This window comes from Flavobacterium qiangtangense, assembly GCF_042658345.1.
GTDB lineage: Bacteria > Bacteroidota > Bacteroidia > Flavobacteriales > Flavobacteriaceae > Flavobacterium > Flavobacterium qiangtangense.
In genome coordinates, this window is sequence record NZ_JBHSQB010000005.1 from 77,076 (window position 1) to 94,023 (window position 16,948).

At 34.5% G+C, this 16,948-nt stretch carries 18 protein-coding genes; 5 read left to right on the forward strand and 13 right to left on the reverse strand.

Going from position 1 to position 16,948, the window contains the following annotated elements:
• Positions 1 to 116 precede the first annotated feature (116 nt).
• Positions 117 to 1,229 (forward strand): lactonase family protein, encoded by a 1,113-nt coding sequence (locus tag ACFPVY_RS05985; RefSeq protein WP_379791060.1) that lies wholly within the window; start codon positions 117 to 119, stop codon positions 1,227 to 1,229.
• A gap of 76 nt (positions 1,230 to 1,305) precedes the next feature.
• Here ACFPVY_RS05985 and ACFPVY_RS05990 read toward each other — a convergent pair whose 3' ends face one another.
• From ACFPVY_RS05990 to ACFPVY_RS06000, 3 genes are all read right to left on the reverse strand, one after another.
• Positions 1,306 to 2,655, reverse strand: coding sequence for a DEAD/DEAH box helicase (locus tag ACFPVY_RS05990; protein WP_379791061.1), 1,350 nt, complete (start codon positions 2,653 to 2,655; stop codon positions 1,306 to 1,308).
• Between the two features lie 178 nt (positions 2,656 to 2,833).
• Positions 2,834 to 3,598, reverse strand: coding sequence for a TIGR02757 family protein (locus ACFPVY_RS05995; RefSeq protein ID WP_379791062.1), 765 nt, complete (start codon positions 3,596 to 3,598; stop codon positions 2,834 to 2,836).
• Positions 3,599 to 3,628: 30 nt separating this feature from the next.
• Positions 3,629 to 4,288, reverse strand: coding sequence for an ABC transporter ATP-binding protein (locus ACFPVY_RS06000; RefSeq protein ID WP_379791063.1), 660 nt, complete (start codon positions 4,286 to 4,288; stop codon positions 3,629 to 3,631).
• A gap of 148 nt (positions 4,289 to 4,436) precedes the next feature.
• Between ACFPVY_RS06000 and msrA the strand changes: the two genes are divergently transcribed.
• Positions 4,437 to 5,087: a peptide-methionine (S)-S-oxide reductase MsrA gene (msrA, locus tag ACFPVY_RS06005; RefSeq protein ID WP_379791064.1), complete on the forward strand. Its 651-nt coding sequence runs from the start codon at positions 4,437 to 4,439 to the stop codon at positions 5,085 to 5,087.
• A 44-nt stretch (positions 5,088 to 5,131) separates the two neighbouring features.
• Entirely contained in the window at positions 5,132 to 5,428 is a 297-nt protein-coding gene (locus ACFPVY_RS06010; RefSeq protein ID WP_379791065.1) for a hypothetical protein, read from the forward strand.
• 114 nt (positions 5,429 to 5,542) lie between these two features.
• On the opposite strand, the gene ACFPVY_RS06015 is transcribed toward ACFPVY_RS06010, so the two are convergent.
• The 3 genes from ACFPVY_RS06015 to ACFPVY_RS06025 form a co-directional block, all read right to left on the reverse strand.
• Entirely contained in the window at positions 5,543 to 5,857 is a 315-nt protein-coding gene (locus ACFPVY_RS06015; protein WP_379791066.1) for a DUF6787 family protein, read from the reverse strand.
• Positions 5,858 to 5,887: 30 nt separating this feature from the next.
• Positions 5,888 to 6,307: a DUF6146 family protein gene (locus tag ACFPVY_RS06020; RefSeq protein ID WP_379791067.1), complete on the reverse strand. Its 420-nt coding sequence runs from the start codon at positions 6,305 to 6,307 to the stop codon at positions 5,888 to 5,890.
• Between the two features lie 106 nt (positions 6,308 to 6,413).
• Entirely contained in the window at positions 6,414 to 7,604 is a 1,191-nt protein-coding gene (locus tag ACFPVY_RS06025; protein WP_379791068.1) for a pyridoxal phosphate-dependent aminotransferase, read from the reverse strand.
• Positions 7,605 to 7,733: 129 nt separating this feature from the next.
• Between ACFPVY_RS06025 and ACFPVY_RS06030 the strand changes: the two genes are divergently transcribed.
• Positions 7,734 to 9,053 carry a PDZ domain-containing protein gene (locus tag ACFPVY_RS06030; RefSeq protein WP_379791069.1) on the forward strand — a complete coding sequence of 440 codons (1,320 nt, stop codon included), beginning with the start codon at positions 7,734 to 7,736 and terminating at the stop codon, positions 9,051 to 9,053.
• Positions 9,054 to 9,084: 31 nt separating this feature from the next.
• On the opposite strand, the gene ACFPVY_RS06035 is transcribed toward ACFPVY_RS06030, so the two are convergent.
• The gene (locus ACFPVY_RS06035; RefSeq protein ID WP_379791070.1) at positions 9,085 to 9,513 is read right to left on the reverse strand and encodes a DUF1573 domain-containing protein; all 429 of its coding nucleotides are present in this window, start codon (positions 9,511 to 9,513) and stop codon (positions 9,085 to 9,087) included.
• Positions 9,514 to 9,936: 423 nt separating this feature from the next.
• Between ACFPVY_RS06035 and ACFPVY_RS06040 the strand changes: the two genes are divergently transcribed.
• Positions 9,937 to 12,570, forward strand: a complete 2,634-nt coding sequence (locus ACFPVY_RS06040; RefSeq protein ID WP_379791071.1) for a valine--tRNA ligase — start codon at positions 9,937 to 9,939, stop codon at positions 12,568 to 12,570.
• Positions 12,571 to 12,624: 54 nt separating this feature from the next.
• On the opposite strand, the gene ACFPVY_RS06045 is transcribed toward ACFPVY_RS06040, so the two are convergent.
• The 6 genes from ACFPVY_RS06045 to ACFPVY_RS06070 form a co-directional block, all read right to left on the reverse strand.
• The gene (locus tag ACFPVY_RS06045; protein ID WP_379791072.1) at positions 12,625 to 13,692 is read right to left on the reverse strand and encodes a hypothetical protein; all 1,068 of its coding nucleotides are present in this window, start codon (positions 13,690 to 13,692) and stop codon (positions 12,625 to 12,627) included.
• Between the two features lie 79 nt (positions 13,693 to 13,771).
• Complete coding sequence (locus ACFPVY_RS06050; protein WP_379791073.1) at positions 13,772 to 14,557, reverse strand: superoxide dismutase; 786 nt, start codon at positions 14,555 to 14,557, stop codon at positions 13,772 to 13,774.
• Between the two features lie 7 nt (positions 14,558 to 14,564).
• Complete coding sequence (locus ACFPVY_RS06055; protein WP_379791074.1) at positions 14,565 to 14,828, reverse strand: acyl-CoA-binding protein; 264 nt, start codon at positions 14,826 to 14,828, stop codon at positions 14,565 to 14,567.
• Entirely contained in the window at positions 14,828 to 15,487 is a 660-nt protein-coding gene (locus ACFPVY_RS06060) for a phosphatidylserine decarboxylase family protein (RefSeq protein WP_379791075.1), read from the reverse strand. Before ACFPVY_RS06060 ends, ACFPVY_RS06055 begins: the two co-directional genes overlap by 1 nt.
• A complete protein-coding gene (locus tag ACFPVY_RS06065; protein ID WP_379791076.1) occupies positions 15,480 to 16,283 on the reverse strand; it encodes a phosphatidate cytidylyltransferase in 804 nt (267 codons plus the stop codon). The genes ACFPVY_RS06060 and ACFPVY_RS06065 overlap by 8 nt, the downstream gene beginning before the upstream one ends.
• Before the next feature lies 1 nt (position 16,284).
• Positions 16,285 to 16,881 (reverse strand): lactate utilization protein B/C, encoded by a 597-nt coding sequence (locus tag ACFPVY_RS06070; RefSeq protein ID WP_379791077.1) that lies wholly within the window; start codon positions 16,879 to 16,881, stop codon positions 16,285 to 16,287.
• Positions 16,882 to 16,948: the final 67 nt, after the last annotated feature.

Below are 16,948 nucleotides of genomic sequence, written 5' to 3' on the forward strand. Positions count from 1 at the left end.
CTAAGTCGCAAAGTGTAAACAGGATTAACTGATTCTGCTATTTCCTTTTCATTTAACATTTATTTCCAACATTTTTTCAAAATTGAAGCTTAATTTTACAGCATAAATTATCCAAAATGAAAAAACTCAGTTTGTTGCTTTTTGCAATTTTCCTCACGATTTCAATGAATGCCCAAGATAAAATTTACAATCTAATTATCGGAACCTACACAAATTCTTGTGAAAGCAAAGGAATTTACGTTTATGATTTTAGTGTTGATACCGGAGATTTTTCGCTGAAAGCTAATACAGAAAACGTAATTAATCCAAGTTATTTGACTGTTTCACAAGGAAATGATTTTGTATATTCTGTGAATGAAAACGGAAAGGAAAGTACCGTGAGCTCATTTGGGTTTAACCCAAAAAGCGGAAAATTGAAATTTTTAAACAAACAAGAAACTAACGGAGCTGATCCTTGTTATATAATTAACGACGGTAAAAATGTAATTTCTGCCAATTATTCTGGTGGAAATATCACGGTTTTTGGAAAAAATGCTGACGGAAGTTTGACTAAAGCAAAACAGATTATTCAGCATTCAGGCAAAAGTGCCAACGAAAAAAGACAAGAAAGCGCTCACGTTCACATGACCTATTTTTCTCCAGACAAGAAATTTGTTTTGCTCAATGATTTGGGAATGGATAAAATTTTAGTCTATAAATATGACAAAAATGCTCCAAAAAATGTTTTGACTTTGAAAGAAACAATTGATACGAAAAAAGGAAGCGGACCAAGACATTTGGTTTTCAGCAATGACGGGAAGTTTGTTTATGTTTTACACGAATTAGACGGAAGTTTGACAGTTTACAAATACAAAAACGGTTCTTTAAAATTCCTTCAAGAAACTACGATTGTTGCGAAAGATTTTAAAGGCGAAACAAGTTCAGCAGATATTCATATTTCGCCTGACGGAAAGTTTTTGTATGCTACAAATAGGGGTGATGCAAACACGATAAATACTTTTGCAATCAGCAAAAAAGGGACTTTAGATTTAGTAAATCAAGTCGATACCAAAGGAAAAGGCCCGAGAAATTTTGTAATTGACCCAACCGGAAAATTTCTTTTGGTAGGTCACCAATACACCAATAATGTAGTAATTTTTAAAATTGATAAAACTACAGGAAAGCTTGCCGACACTGGAAAACGAATCGAGTTGTGTTCGCCAGTTTGTTTGGTTTTTGCGAAACAGTAAAGTAAAATGCCACTAATTCACGAATTAAAAATCCTCAATGGAATTAAAATTCGTGAATTAGTGGCAAAATATTATCCTATTTCCCTTTATCTTTTCTCTTTTTATCACGAGCTCTTTCCACACCACGGTTTCTCGCTTTGGTTTTTCGAGGTTTTGTTTTTCCAGGTCCACCAAGATTGACTTGTTTGTTTTTCTCTGATTTTTCGTGGAAAGCTCCTGAACCTTTTGCCACTTTTTTCATCAAAAGTTTAATCGGTTGCTTTACTTTTTCAGATTCAATCAAAACCGTCGCAATTTCAACCGCTTCTGGAATTGATTCAATATCAACTTCCTTATTCATCAAAAGTTCGCTTTCGATAAAAAATTCTTCTTCTTTTGGCCCAACGAAACTGATTGCAATACCGTCTTTATCAGCACGACCGGTTCTACCAATTCTGTGAATATATTGTTCTGGAACTTCCGAAACATCAAAATTAATAACGTGCGTAATGTCAGAAATATCCAAACCTCTCGCCATAACGTCAGTCGTAATAATTCCGCGTAAAATTCCTTGTTGGAAATTTTCCATCGTCGTCAGACGGTAATTTTGAGATTTATTCGAGTGAATTACGCCAAATTGGTCTTCAAATTCTTCTGCAATTCGGTCATAAACCATATCCACGAATTTCTTGTTGTTTACGAAAATCAAAATCCTTGACATACTTTCGTCGTTTGCCAAAAGGTTTTTCAAAAGGTTAATCTTCGTATTGAAATTCGGAACCTTGTATCTAAATTGTTTGATTTTTTCCAAAGGAGTTCCAGATGGAACCAGCGAAACTTCTTCTGGAAAATCAAAATAATCATTCAAAATGGCATCAACTTCTTCAGTCATCGTAGCCGAAAAAAGTATGTTTTGACGTTTTGGTTTCATCATTGCCAAAATCGAAGTCAACTGAACTCGGAAACCAAGATTCAGCATTTCGTCGAATTCATCAATAACCAATTTTTGAGTTTCGTCAAAACGAATTACGTTATCCAAAGCCAAATCCATCACACGTCCAGGCGTTCCCACAAGAATATCAATTCCTTCGTAAACGTTCTTTTTCTGCGTGTTGATGTTTACGCCACCGTAAATTCCAAGCGTTCGAACCGACATATATTTTGTCAATTTTTCAACTTCTTCCACCACTTGAACTACCAATTCACGCGTTGGGACAAGGATTACGATTTTTGGCGTATGTGTTGGTGTAAACGTATATAATTTCAGCAAAGGCAAAAGATACGCAAAAGTTTTACCAGTTCCGGTTTGTGCAATTCCCATCATATCGCGACCTGACGCAATTACAGAAAAAGATTTTTGCTGAATTGGAGTAGGTGCGGTGAATCCTAAATCATCAATTGCTTTTTGTAATGATTTTGGAAGATTTAATTGCTCAAAAGTGGACATAATGTGTAAATTTTGTGCAAAGGTACGTTAAAATTTGGACTTCTTAGATTTTTAGACTACTTAGAAGGTTAGACTTCATAGATTGTTAGACATTTAGACTCTTTAGATTATGACAAATTATATTTCTATTTTAGGATGTCTAAGAAGTCTAAAAATCTAAAAGGTCTAAAAATTTAAACTAAAATCCTTCAAAAACACCCAAACCAAACAATGAGAAGTCATATTTCACAGGGTCATTTGGGTCTAATTTTCGCAATTGCATGTCTAATTCTGCCAAAGCTTTTGCATCATTTTGTTTTCGATTTAAGATGCCTAATTTTCTAGCAACATTTCCAGAATGAATGTCTAAAGGACACGATAAACTGGCTGGAGAAATAGTTTTCCAAATCCCAAAATCAACGCCTTTTTTGTCTTGGCGAACCATCCATCTGAGAAACATATTGATACGTTTTGCAGCAGAATTATTCAGCGGATCAGAAATGTGTTTTTGCGTTCGTTGTTGGTGTTCAATTTCAAAGAAAAGTTTCTTGAATTCGTGAATGCTTTTTTGCATCGAATTGGCTTCTCGATTTTTCGAGAAGACCGCTTCCAAGCCGTTGTGATTTTTGTAAATATGCTGTAAAGCCTTGATAAATGTTGTGAAATCTTGTCCGTTGAAAGTTCTGTGGACAAAATTTTCAAGTCTTTCCAATTGATAATCTTGGTGCGACATGATGAAATCATACGGAGAATTTCCCATCAAATTCATCATTTTTTTAGAATTATTGATGATCATTTTTCGGTTGCCCCAAGCAATTATCGAACTCAAAAATCCGGCAATTTCAATGTCTTCCTTCAAAGAAAATTGATGTGGAATTTGAATCGGATCGCTTTCAATAAAATTCGGATTATTATACAATTCGACCTTTTCGTCGAGGAAAATTTTTAGTTCAGAATTCGTCATTAATCGTTAAATCAGATTTTAAATTTATGCTCAAGGAATCAATCCGTCAGACATAATTAATTTTCTATCGGCCATATTTGCCAACTCTTCGTTGTGAGTAACAATAACGAAAGTTTGTCCGAATTCGTCTCTTAATTTGAAAAATAATTGGTGCAGGTTTTCGGCAGAAGCCGTATCTAAATTTCCGGAAGGTTCATCTGCAAAAATTACGGCTGGTTTATTTATTAGCGACCTTGCAACGGCAACTCTTTGTTGTTCTCCGCCAGAAAGTTCTCCGGGTTTGTGATTGATTCTGTGTGACAAACCTAAATAATCTAATAATTTTTTAGCCTCAACTTCGGTTTCTGATTTCGATTTTCCGGCAATAAAAGCAGGAATGCAAACATTTTCTAAAGCGGTAAATTCGGGAAGCAATTGGTGAAACTGAAAAATGAATCCGAGTTGCAAATTTCTGAATCTTGAAAGTGCTTTGTCGCTCAATTTCAGAATATCTTCGTTGTTGATTTTTAATGACGTTTCATTTTCAACAGTTGGTTTGTCTAAGGTTCCGAGAATTTGCAAAAGTGTCGTTTTTCCTGCGCCAGAAGCTCCTACGATAGAAACAATTTCGCCTTTTTCAATGTGTAAATCAACTCCTTTTAAAACGTGAAGCTTGTCGTAATATTTATGTAGATTTTTTGCTTGAATCATTTTTTGTGCGGTTTATACAAAGAAACAAAGTTTTGGAAAACTTTCACATCTTTAAGCGCACATTCTTTCGTATATTGACTTATAAAGTTTAGTTAAGACGCCAAATTTGGCTTATTTATTGATTAATTTTAAGAAACAAAAGGACAAAATGAAAAAGATGATTGCGGCGCTGACCTTGATAAGTATTTCGTGTCAGCCAAAAGAAAAAGAAAAGGAACAATTAATTTCAGAAAACAAGGAGCCTGTAAAAATGGAAGTTGAAAAAGGACTGGAAGTCGCCACATTTGGTGGAGGATGTTTTTGGTGTACAGAAGCGATTTTTTTAGAATTAGAAGGAGTTAAAAAAGTGGAATCTGGTTACACGGGAGGAAAAGTAGCAAATCCTACTTATGACGAAGTTTCAACAGGAACGACTGGTCACGCAGAAGCAACTCAAATTACCTTTGATCCAGCAAAAATAAGCTTTGGAGAATTGTTAGAGATATTTTTTGCAACGCATGATCCAACGACTTTAAACCGTCAGGGCGCGGATGTCGGGACGCAATATCGTAGCGAAGTTTTTTACCACAACGACGCCCAAAAGAAAATTACATACGATTATATTAAAGTTTTAAATACCGAAAATACTTTTGGAAAACCAGTCGTGACAAAGGTTTCTCCCGCTCCAAAATTCTATGTAGCTGAAGATTATCACCAAAATTATTATGCCAGAAACAAAGGAAAATCATATTGCAGTTATGTGATTACGCCAAAGGTTGAAAAAGTCAGAAAACAATATTCTGATAAGCTGAAGAAATAATTGGCACTGGTTTTGCGTTAGTATTACAAACTAAATAACTGAAAATGACAGAACAAGTTCAGATAAAAACAGCTTCGGATAAAAAGCAAAAGCAATTATTGTTGAGTTTGCTTTTTGACGCCATCGGAATGTTTTCTTACGCATTGCCTTTCTTTGGAGAATTTGCAGATTTCGCTTGGGCTCCGATTTCGGGGATTATTTTGGCGAGCATGTATAAAGGAACGGTTGGGAAAATTGGTGGTGTAATTTCTTTTCTTGAGGAATTACTGCCTTTCACAGATGTTTTGCCAACATTTACTTTGACTTGGATTTATACTTATCATTTTAGTAAAGAAAAATAAGGCATCAAGTTTAAAATTTAAATAAAAAAGCCAGAAGTTTAAATGCTTCTGGCTTTTTTAGTTTATAAAATTTGGCACTTTGAAGTTTTGCTTCTCGGTAACTCAGTATCTTTTTTAAACCTTTTCCTTCGGTAATAAAAACCCCAATTTCATGCTTCTGATCATCTTTTTTGCAAACGGAAAGAAAAATTTCGATTGCCCAAAAAGCCATCCAAAAACCATTAGCATAAAAGGATAAAGCGGTAAAACCAAGACGAGCATTATGATGATATATAAAAGCCAGTGCGTATTTTCTTTGGTCATTCCAAACAATCCCATTAAAAAATAAGAGATTCTGGCAGAAAGCGAACCGTTGATTGCAAAGACTATGAAGATAACGAGAAGCTGGAAGTTAGAGGTAATTCCCCAGCGTTGTTTAAGCTTATTCATACTGAATTAATATAGCGCAAAACTACAATTTTAAAATCGAGGAGCAAAACTGCCAAGCTTAATATTATTTGTTAATTGAAAATAAGTGAGATAATTGAAAATCATATAATTTACTTCGTAACCATAGTCGATATTATTTTCATAATTGAGTGGCATGTCAAATAATCTACTTCCTTGATAAAATTTATTATTCCAACTTAAAGTCCAATCTCGATTTCTTGCTTCAAGAAATGCCAAAGAATAATAATTTCTAGGTCTGGCATAAGCATTAAACCAGCTTGTGAATCCGGGATCGATGATGATCACTTCATATTCCAATTCTTCGTTTGCAATTTTAATTGTGTCGCCAGTTATCTTGGTTGGTTCTGTTTCAAACGATTTGTTTGTCATTGAAGTAGAACACCCAACGATGATCGCGAATAAAAATACTATGTAAAAAAGATTTTTCATAAACTCAATTTGTATAAAATTACGCAAACTTATTTATGGTAACAAATTGATTGTAATCAAATTAACACCCAATAAAAAAGCCCCATTTTCATGAGGCTAAATTTTTTTATTTGTTGTAAGCTATTAAGGCTTCCTTTAAAATTTCAACTGATTTGATCAAGTCTTCTTTTTTCAAGACATAAGCAATTCTAACTTCGTCTAAACCAACACCTGGCGTGGAATAAAATCCCGCTGCAGGAGCAACCATAACCGTTTCTCCGTTAAAATCATAAGATTCTAAAAGCCATTGAGCAAAGTCGTCAGCACTTTTTACCGGCAGTTTTGCGATACAATAAAAAGCACCTTTTGGTGTAGCCACTTTTACGCCTTCAATTTTTTGAAGTTCAGCGATTAAAGTATCGCGACGGTCTTTATATTCTGTAATTACGTCGTCAAAGTAACTTTGTGGTGTTTCTAAAGCAGCCTCACTTGCAATTTGAGCATAAGTTGGAGGAGAAAGTCTGGCTTGAGCAAACTTCATTGCTGTTGCCATAACTTCTTTATTTTTTGAAACAATACAACCAATTCTTGCTCCACACATGCTGTAACGCTTTGAAACTGAATCAATCATAATTGCGTGTTCTTCTAAACCAGGAACATTCATTACAGAAAAATGTTCTTCACCGTCATAAATAAATTCGCGGTAAACTTCGTCAGCAATTAAAAATAGATCGTGTTTTTTTACGATTTCTGCCAATTGAAGAATTTCTTCTTTTGAATACAAATAACCAGTAGGATTTCCTGGATTGCAAATTAAAATTGCTTTTGTTTTTGGCGTAATCAATTTCTCAAAGGCAGAAATTGGAGGCAACGCAAAACCTTCGTCAATCGTCGAAATTACCGGAACCACGTTTACTCCAGAAGCCGTTGAAAATCCGTTGTAATTGGCATAAAATGGTTCAGGAATAATGATCTCATCACCTTGATCCATTGTGCTTCCCATAGCAAAAAGCAATGCTTCAGAACCTCCGGTTGTGATGATGATATCTGCAGTATTTATCGGTAATCCGTGTGTTTGATAATAGCTTGATAATTTATTTCTGTAGCTTTCAAAACCAGCAGAGTGACTATATTCTAAAACTGTAATATCCGCATTTTTCACAGCGTTCAAGGCTACATCCGGAGTTTTAATATCCGGTTGACCGATATTCAAATGATATACTTTATGTCCTTTCTTTTTTGCAATTTCAGAATAAGGAACCAATTTTCTAATTGGTGATTCGGGCATTTGCTGACCTTTGGTAGAAATTCTTGGCATGACTTTTTAATTTTGATTGCAAATTTGCAAAATATAATTAAGAAATCGACAAAATAAACCACTTGAAAATGATAAATTCATACAAATTATATGTTAAAAGTTTTTATATTTATCTAAATTTCTATAAAAATGGTAAACCGGTTTATTTTGTTGGTATTGCTGATTCCGTTTGGCCTCATGGCTCAGCGTGATTTTGAGTGGAATTCCAAAAAAGACAAAATTACCATCAAGTTTAAATTAGTATCAAATCTTATCATCATACCAGTAAAGTTAAATAATGTTGATTTAAATATGGTTTTAGACACTGGTTCAGAAAGCTCGATGATTTTCAGTCTTCCAGAAAATGATACCGTAGAATTTAGGAATGTGAAAAAGATTTTCATCAAAGGACTTGGAGAAAATGAGAAAATCGAAGCCTTGCATTCCGATAAAAACGCATTGAATATAACGGGTTATAAGAATGAAAATTTCCCCATGTTGATTATTTTAAACCAAGAAATAAATATTTCAGAAAGACTTGGTGTGGAAGTAAATGGCATTTTAAACAGCTCGTTTTTTAAAAATAGAATTGTAGAAATTGATTATATCAGAAAGAAAATTACAATTCATAAAAACCGAAATACTTTAACAAAGAAAAAGTTCGAAAAGTATGAAAAAATTCCACTACGAATTTCGAAAGAAAGACCTTTTATCAATCTTGATGCTAAGTTAAGCGACGACGAAATAAAGCTGAATATCCTTGTTGACATTGGCTTAAGCGACGGTCTTTGGCTCTTTGAAAATAATAATATAAAATCAAACAACAATTATTTCGAAGATGTTTTAGGTCGGGGATTAAGTGGCGAAGTGGTCGGTAAAAAATCACGGGTAAATAATGTAAAAATCTCAAATTTTGAATTTAAAGATGCTTTAGTTTCTTATCCTTATCCCAAGTTTTTTCCACTTTTTCAATTTTCTGACGACCGAAATGGATCAATCGGAGCCGAAATCTTACACCGTTTTCATATCGTTTTTGATTATCAAAAAAGTGAAATGTTGTTGTTTCCAAATTCAAAATTTTCTGATCCATTCAATTATAACATGAGTGGTTTAGAAATTGAGCACAACGGAATCGAATATCATAAAGAAACCGTTCCTTTGGCAGGCGCAAAGCCAAATTCTGGCCAGCGACTTGATGAATTTATTAACGGTACAGAAAATTTCTTGTACAAATTTAGTCTAAAACCCATCTTTGAAATTGCCGCAGTCCAAAAAGATTCACCCGCAGCAATCGCAGGAATTTTAGTTGGAGATAAAATAAAACGTATAAATGGCAGAAATATCCAGCGTTATTCCCTTCAAGAAATAAATGAAATGATGCTATCAGAAGAAGGAAAATGGATTTACGTCGACATCGAAAGAAACGGAACGCCAATCGCATTCAAATTCCAACTCAAAAAAATAATCTAAAAAAAAGCCCGCTATTTGCGGGCTTAAAAATTTATGAACTTGGCATTGCTTTCTTTTTCTCCAGCAAATTTACCTCTTCTTTCACAATCACATTCCCGGTAATTTTCAGCGGAATCATGCCATCTTGCTTATTCACAGCGTTCGAAGTCACAGTAATCGTCTTATTAATCGTCCCCGGATTCATATTATATTGAACCTCAATCACACCCGTTTTTCCAGGCGCAATCGGCTCTGTCGGTCTCGTTGGAACCGTGCAACCACAGCTCGATTTCACATCAGAAATCACCAACGGCGAATCGCCAGTATTCTTAAATTCAAAAACTCTCAAACCGTTATCTTCGCCTTTCGCCACGGTTCCATAATCAATAGTTTCTTTTTTAAACTCAATTTTCGGACCCGTTTGAGCCATCGCCGAAGAACCAATCATCACTATTGCAAATAAACCTAGTAGTTTTTTCATCATCAAAAAATTTTAAATATTACCCGTAAAATTAAATAGTTTCCTTTAAAGTGCAAATTATTAAATCTTAATTTTTTAAACTGCACTTACTTAATTACTTTTGTGCTACGTATTTTACAAAATTCATACCAAATATTTTTTTTGGTTTTGAAGCAAAAAGACAGTAAAATTTCAGCCATCGAAGTTCCCGCTTTCCGCTGCAATAAAAAAATTTCTAAAGAAGAAATTTTTTTGATTTCCGCTACAATCGGGGCTATTTGAGAAACTTTTCGCATTTTTGTAAACGTCCGTACCAATCTTTGTCGATATCCTAACAGGTTTTTAAAACCTGTTAGGTATAACTTCAACAATCAATAATACCTACAAGGTTTTAAAAACCTTGCAGGAATTATAAAACAAATAATAAAAAAACATCAAAAAAATATGACAATTCCAGCACAATTCGATGCCAAATCAGTAGAGCAAAAATGGTACGATTACTGGATGAAAAACAATTATTTTCATTCAGAACCAGACCACAGAACACCTTACACAATCACCATTCCGCCACCAAACGTGACCGGAGTCTTGCACATGGGACACATGCTGAACAACACGATTCAAGACGTGTTGATTCGTCGTGCACGATTAAAAGGTTTCAACGCTTGCTGGGTTCCGGGAACAGACCACGCATCCATTGCCACAGAAGCAAAAGTTGTTGCAAAGCTAAAATCCGAAGGAATCAACAAAAATGATTTGACTCGCGAAGAATTTTTAAAACACGCTTGGGATTGGACAGACAAATACGGCGGCGTAATTCTTGACCAGTTAAAAAAACTCGGAGCTTCTTGCGATTGGGAAAGAACAAAATTCACAATGGATCCAGATATGTCAGCTTCTGTAATCAAATCTTTTGTTGATTTATATAACAAAGGAATGATTTACCGCGGTTACAGAATGGTAAACTGGGATCCAGAAGCAAAAACAACATTGTCTGACGAAGAAGTAATCTTTGAAGAAAGACAAGGAAAATTATACTTTTTAAAATACCAAATCGAAGGAAGTTCAGATTTCTTGACGGTTGCGACAACGCGTCCGGAAACTATTTTTGGAGATACAGCAATCTGTATCAACCCAAATGACGAACGTTTCACGCATTTAAAAGGTAAAAAAGCCATCGTTCCAATTGCAGGAAGAGTGATTCCAATTATTGAAGACGAATATGTGGATATCGAATTCGGGACAGGTTGCTTAAAAGTTACGCCGGCGCACGATATGAACGATAAAACTTTAGGAGACAAACACAACCTTGAAGTAATTGATATTTTTAACGAAGATGCGAGCTTAAATTCTTTTGGATTGCATTATCAAGGAAAAGACCGTTTTGTGGTTCGTGAAGAAATTGCAAAAGAATTAGAGCAAAACGGAAGCTTGGCCAAAACCGAAACACACCTTAATAAAGTGGGAACTTCTGAAAGAACAAAAGCGGTAATCGAGCCACGTTTGTCTGACCAATGGTTCCTGAAAATGGAAGAATTGGTAAAACCGGCAATCAAAGCAGTTTTAGAAACAGAAGAAATTAAATTGTATCCAAAACGTTTTGATAACACGTATCGTCATTGGTTGGAAAACATTCGTGATTGGAATATTTCGCGCCAGCTTTGGTGGGGACAGCAAATTCCGGCATATTTCTATGGCGATGGAAAAGAAGATTTTGTTGTAGCCGAAAATGTTGAAGACGCTTTGATTTTAGCTCAAAAAGCAACTGCCAACTCAAATCTGACAATTGCAGACTTGAAACAAGACGTTGACGCTTTAGATACTTGGTTCTCGTCGTGGCTTTGGCCAATGGCCGTTTTTGGAGGAATTATGGAACCTGAAAACCAAGATTTCAACTATTATTACCCAACAAATGACTTGGTTACAGGTCCTGATATTTTGTTTTTCTGGGTTGCCAGAATGATTATCGCAGGTTATGAATACGCAGGAGAAAAACCATTCACAAATGTGTATTTAACTGGATTGGTTCGTGATAAGCAAAGAAGAAAAATGTCAAAATCATTAGGAAATTCTCCGGATCCATTGGATTTAATCGAGAAATTCAGTGCAGACGGTGTTCGTGTTGGCTTGCTTTTGAGCGCTTCCGCCGGAAACGACATTATGTTTGACGAAGAACTTTGCAACCAAGGAAAAGCGTTTACGAATAAAATCTGGAATGCTTTTCGTTTGATAAAAGGCTGGGAAATAAGCGACGAAATTGAGCAACCAGAATCTTCAAAAGTGGCAATCGAATGGTATGAAGCAAAACTGCAACAAACCTTGGCTGAAATTGAAGACAACTTTGAAAAGTACAGAATTTCAGATGCTTTGATGGCGATTTACAAATTGGTTTGGGACGATTTCTGTTCTTGGTTCCTTGAAATGATCAAGCCGGCTTACCAAGCGCCAATCGACAGAAAAACCTTTGACAAAGCAATTGAAATGTTAGAAAGCAATTTGAAATTGTTGCATCCGTTTATGCCATTTTTAACCGAAGAAATTTGGCAAATTATCGCAGAAAGAACTTCTGAAGAAGCTTTGATTGTTTCAACTTGGCCAGAATTAAAATCGTTTGATTCTAAAATAATTGCTGATTTTGATTTTGCTGCCGAAGTAATTTCTGGAATCAGAACTATCAGAAAAGACAAAAACATTCCGTTTAAAGACGCGATCAAACTGAAAGCGATTAATAATGATAATGCTTCGACTTATTTTGATTCTGTTATTTCAAAATTAGGAAATATCAGTTCATTAGAATATGTTTCTGAAGCAGTAAACGGAGCGTTGACTTTTCGCGCAAAATCTAACGAATATTTTGTGCCAATAAGCGGTGCCATCAACGTGGAAGAAGAGGTGGCAAAACTTTCAGAAGAGTTGAAATACAATCAAGGTTTCTTAAAATCTGTTCAAGCCAAATTATCAAACGAGAAATTTGTGAACAATGCTCCAGAAAAAGTATTGGAAATGGAACGCAAAAAAGAAGCTGACGCGTTATCAAAAATTGCTACAATTGAGCAAAGTTTGGCAAGTTTAAAATAAGTTTTAGATTTTTGTAAATACAAAAAAAAGTCCCGATAATTCGGGACTTTTTTATTAATAATATTCTATTTTTCTTTCAAGAACAAAAATTGGCATGTCTTTTAAAATAACAGATTTTTGAATCCAATTTCCTTGCGGGTCATATTCATAGATGTATTTTCTACTTTCTTGAACATTTCCATTTTGATCTAATTTATCAATTTGGGTGATATTTTTGTGTGAATCAAATTTATATTTGATGGTTTGCGAAATAACTTTATTGATTGCCAAACTCCACTCGATCAAATTTGATGAAGCGTCATATTGATTATTTTCTTGTGTATATTCTTCAGAAACAACGTCTTGAAACGATCTGTTTAAAAGATTTCCTTTTTTATCATAAGACCTTTTTTCAGCAGATATGTGATTTAATTTAGAGTCAAGTCCAACGATTTCTGTAATTAACGAATCTTTGTATGTCGTTTGAGTTTTGTATAAAAGATTGTTGTCTTTGTCAAATCGCGCTTCTGAAATTCTGTTGTTTTTTCGGTCATATTCATAAACATCTTTGTAAAGCGCTTCATATAAATTATATCTGGTAGCCTCAATTTGGTTGCCGTTTTTGTCGCTCTTATATTCGTATCTTTCGACTAATTGGTCATCTTTATCAAAGAGTCTCTTCTGTATAAGATTTCCGTTTAAAAATGTGTTTACGGTTTTATGAATTTGATTTCCGCCTTTGTCTCGCTTTGAAATGATTGTGTTATTATCACCGTTAAAAGAATATTTTGTTCTGTAAATCACATCATTTGGAAGAAATTCTTCTTCGAGCAACATCTTATTTTTGTGCTCAAAAGTTTTTGAATTAAAAATTTTTCCGTCTGAAAGAATACTTTTTTCTGAAATTAATTGGTGGTTTTTGTCAAATTCTACATCAATGTCATATGTTGCCATATTTTCTCTTTTCAGATTTCCTTTCGCGTCACCACCGACAATTTCATAAGATCTTTCTTGAACAGATTTTACATCTCCGTTTAAATTATAAGCTTTTAAGTCATTTTGAAAAGTGGCATTTTTGTCTTTTTTATCGCAGGAAGCAAAGGCAATCAAAAGTAGGGGAAGGCAAGCAATTATTTTTTTCATTAGAGTATTTAGGTGTTGGTTTTTGGTTAAAAAAAAATCCGCTGAAAAGCGGATTTAAAAATAAGTATTTTTTTCGAGATTATACTTTTGGAGCCGGAGCTTTTGTTGCTTCAAATTTCTTAGCAACTGCATCCCAGTTTACCAAGTTGAAAAAAGCGGTGATATAATCTGGACGTTTGTTTTGATATTTTAAATAATAAGCGTGTTCCCAAACATCTAACCCTAAGATTGGAGTTCCTGAAACTGATTGATTTGGCATCAACGGATTGTCTTGATTTGTAGTACCTCCAACAACCAATTTTCCTGTTTTGTCAACAACCAACCAAGCCCATCCTGAACCAAATTGTTTTGTAGCGGCTTCAGTTAATTGTGTTTTAAAAGCTTCAAAAGAACCAAAATCTTTATTGATTGCTTCCGCCAAAGCACCAGTTGGCTCGCCACCTTTTTTTGGTCCCATAATTTCCCAATAAAGATTGTGGTTGTAATATCCACCAGCATTATTGCGAACAGTTTTATTTTCTAAGTCTAATTTCTTAAGAATATCTTCGATAGTTTGTTTCTCCAATTCAGTTCCAGCGATTGCTTTATTTAAATTGTTCACATAACCAACGTGGTGTTTTGAGTAATGAATTTCAACGGTTTTCGCGTCGATATGCGGTTCTAAAGCGTCATAAGAATAAGGAAGTTTCATCATTTTAAACGCTCCTGGATCAGCTGCAACATCTTCTGGATTTCCCATTGGCGCTTTTTCTGCAGTTTCTGTTGGAAGTGGAACTTCAACTTCTTCTAATTTTTTGTCTTTGTTGCAAGATTGTAACGTGAATGCCAACACAAGGCTTGAAATAAATAATTGTGTCTTTTTCATAAAAATATTATTTAGTAAGTGAATTAATTGTTTCAATATAGAGGCGTTTGGCTTCATCAGACGAGAGGTGGCTAATTTGCATCCAAGCGTTTGTCTTGAAAGCATTTCGCAAATCCACACTTCCCATTCGGTCAGCGTGAACCGTTCCTTGCGTCGCTTGTTTGTAATAAGCATAGATTCGAAGCATGACGTCTTGCGGCAATGCTTCAGTCATATTTGAAGCTTTTTCATACGCTTCTTCAAATTCGATGTCTAAATCTTTGTCGCTCATTAAGATTTTTTTGCAATTACAGTTATACCTCCAACTGCTTTCTGATTAAGCTTTACATTAATTTCAGTTCCAATAGGCAAATATAAATCGACTCTTGATCCAAATTTTATAAAACCAGCATCTTCTCCCTGAACAACTTGCATTCCTTCTTTGGCATAATTCACAATTCTTCTGGCCAAAGCGCCTGCAATTTGACGGTAAAGTACTTCGCCAAAAACTTGGTTTTCAATAACCACGGTGGTTCTCTCATTTTCTTCGCTCGCTTTTGGATGCCAAGCAACAAGATATTTCCCTGGATGGTATTTGCTAAATTTTACGATTCCGTTTAATGCATAACGTGTCACGTGAACGTTAATTGGGGACATAAAAATGGAAATCATCAGTCTTTTTTCCTTGAAATATTCGCTTTCATAAACTTCTTCGATAACGACTACTTTTCCGTCAACCGGAGCGATAATTTTTGTGTCGTTTACGTCAGTCAATCTTATCGGATTTCTGAAAAACTGTAATACTAATATAAGAAAAATTAGCGAGATTATTTGAACAAATTTCAAAATATAAAAATTTGTAATCAGAGAATCTGACAATAAAACGATGGCAACAACGATTGCGCAAGTCGCAAGAATGATTTTCGCGCCTTCTTTGTGAAATTTAAGCATAATTTAAAATTTGATAAAACAAAAATATAAATGGTGATACAAATATAATACTATCTAGTCGATCTAAAATGCCTCCGTGGCCAGGCATTATTTTTCCGCTGTCTTTTACTCCGGCAATTCTTTTGAATTTTGATTCGATCAAATCACCAATAGTTCCAAAAATACTACAGATTAATGAAATTATAATCCAATGAAAAACAGGCTGTTCTACTAAATAAATAGCAATAAAATAACTAAAAATTATAGCAAAAAACAAGCCTCCTAAAAATCCTTCGATGGTTTTTTTTGGAGAAATTCGTTCGAATAATTTTCTTTTTCCCATTGTTTTTCCAACAACGTAAGCAAAGGTATCGTTCGCCCAAATGATTAAAAATATTCCGATTAAAATCTTTGGCGCAAAGACTTTTGCCTCAAACGGAAGCTTTGCAATAATGATAAATGGCAAGATAATATATCCAATTAAATAAACATATTTTGACTGATTATCAATGTGTTGTCTTCTATCGGAAAAAAGTAAATGAATCAATTTGAAGGAAATAAATAAGGTAGCAACTGTCAACAACAAATCATTTGTGGTGCTGAAATTATTGAAAAAAGCAAATAAAACATAACCAAGAAGCGCAATGGCAATTGGTAATGGCTTTTTTAAATTTACAAGATTGCAAAATTCTGAAGTACAAGCTATTAAAAACACTCCAAATAAGAGAAGAAAGCTTTCAATAGAGTAAAGTGTTGCCCCAATGAGTAAAAAAATATAGACTAAGCCCGATAAGGATCTCGTTAGGGTTTCACGCATTTTAAAGGTCTTCTAAAAGCAATAAATACAAATTTTTGGCAACGCTTCCGTATTGCAGAAAATCTTCTTCTTTGGCTTTTTCGAAATATTTCATTGTGGTAATATTTGTGGGGTAGTTGGTCTCGTATTTCTTTTTGATTTCACGAAGACCGTCGCTTTTTGAAGCCAAGATTTGACTTGTTGTAGCAAGAATTACAATGTTTACAGGTAATTCATTTGGTTTGTTTTGCTTGATTTGGTTGGATGAAAATAACACCGAACCTTCGTCAGCAATAAGGTTTTCACAACTTGCCAAAAGAAATTTTGGGTTTGTTGGTTTTACATAAAGCAATTTGTTTTCTTCTAAAAGACTGTGCAGTTTTGGTTCGAAGCAAATAGCTTCTGACTCAAACCAATCGTTTTCTTCGAGAATATGTTCAAAATGTTCTTTAACTTCTTCCAAGTTTTCACAATACAGAAATTTCCCCCCGTTCTTCTTAAAGTTCAGCGTAAACAGTTCGTCAGCCGGAATAATAGCTTCTGGATTAAATGGGCTCAAATTGCCCTCTTTTTCCTCTTCGGATTCTCCGGTACCAAAAAATTTCTTAAAAAGACTCATAAATAGTCAAATCTTTATTTGTAATTTGAAAACAATCAAAGATAAAAAAATCTTAATTCAAAAGCAC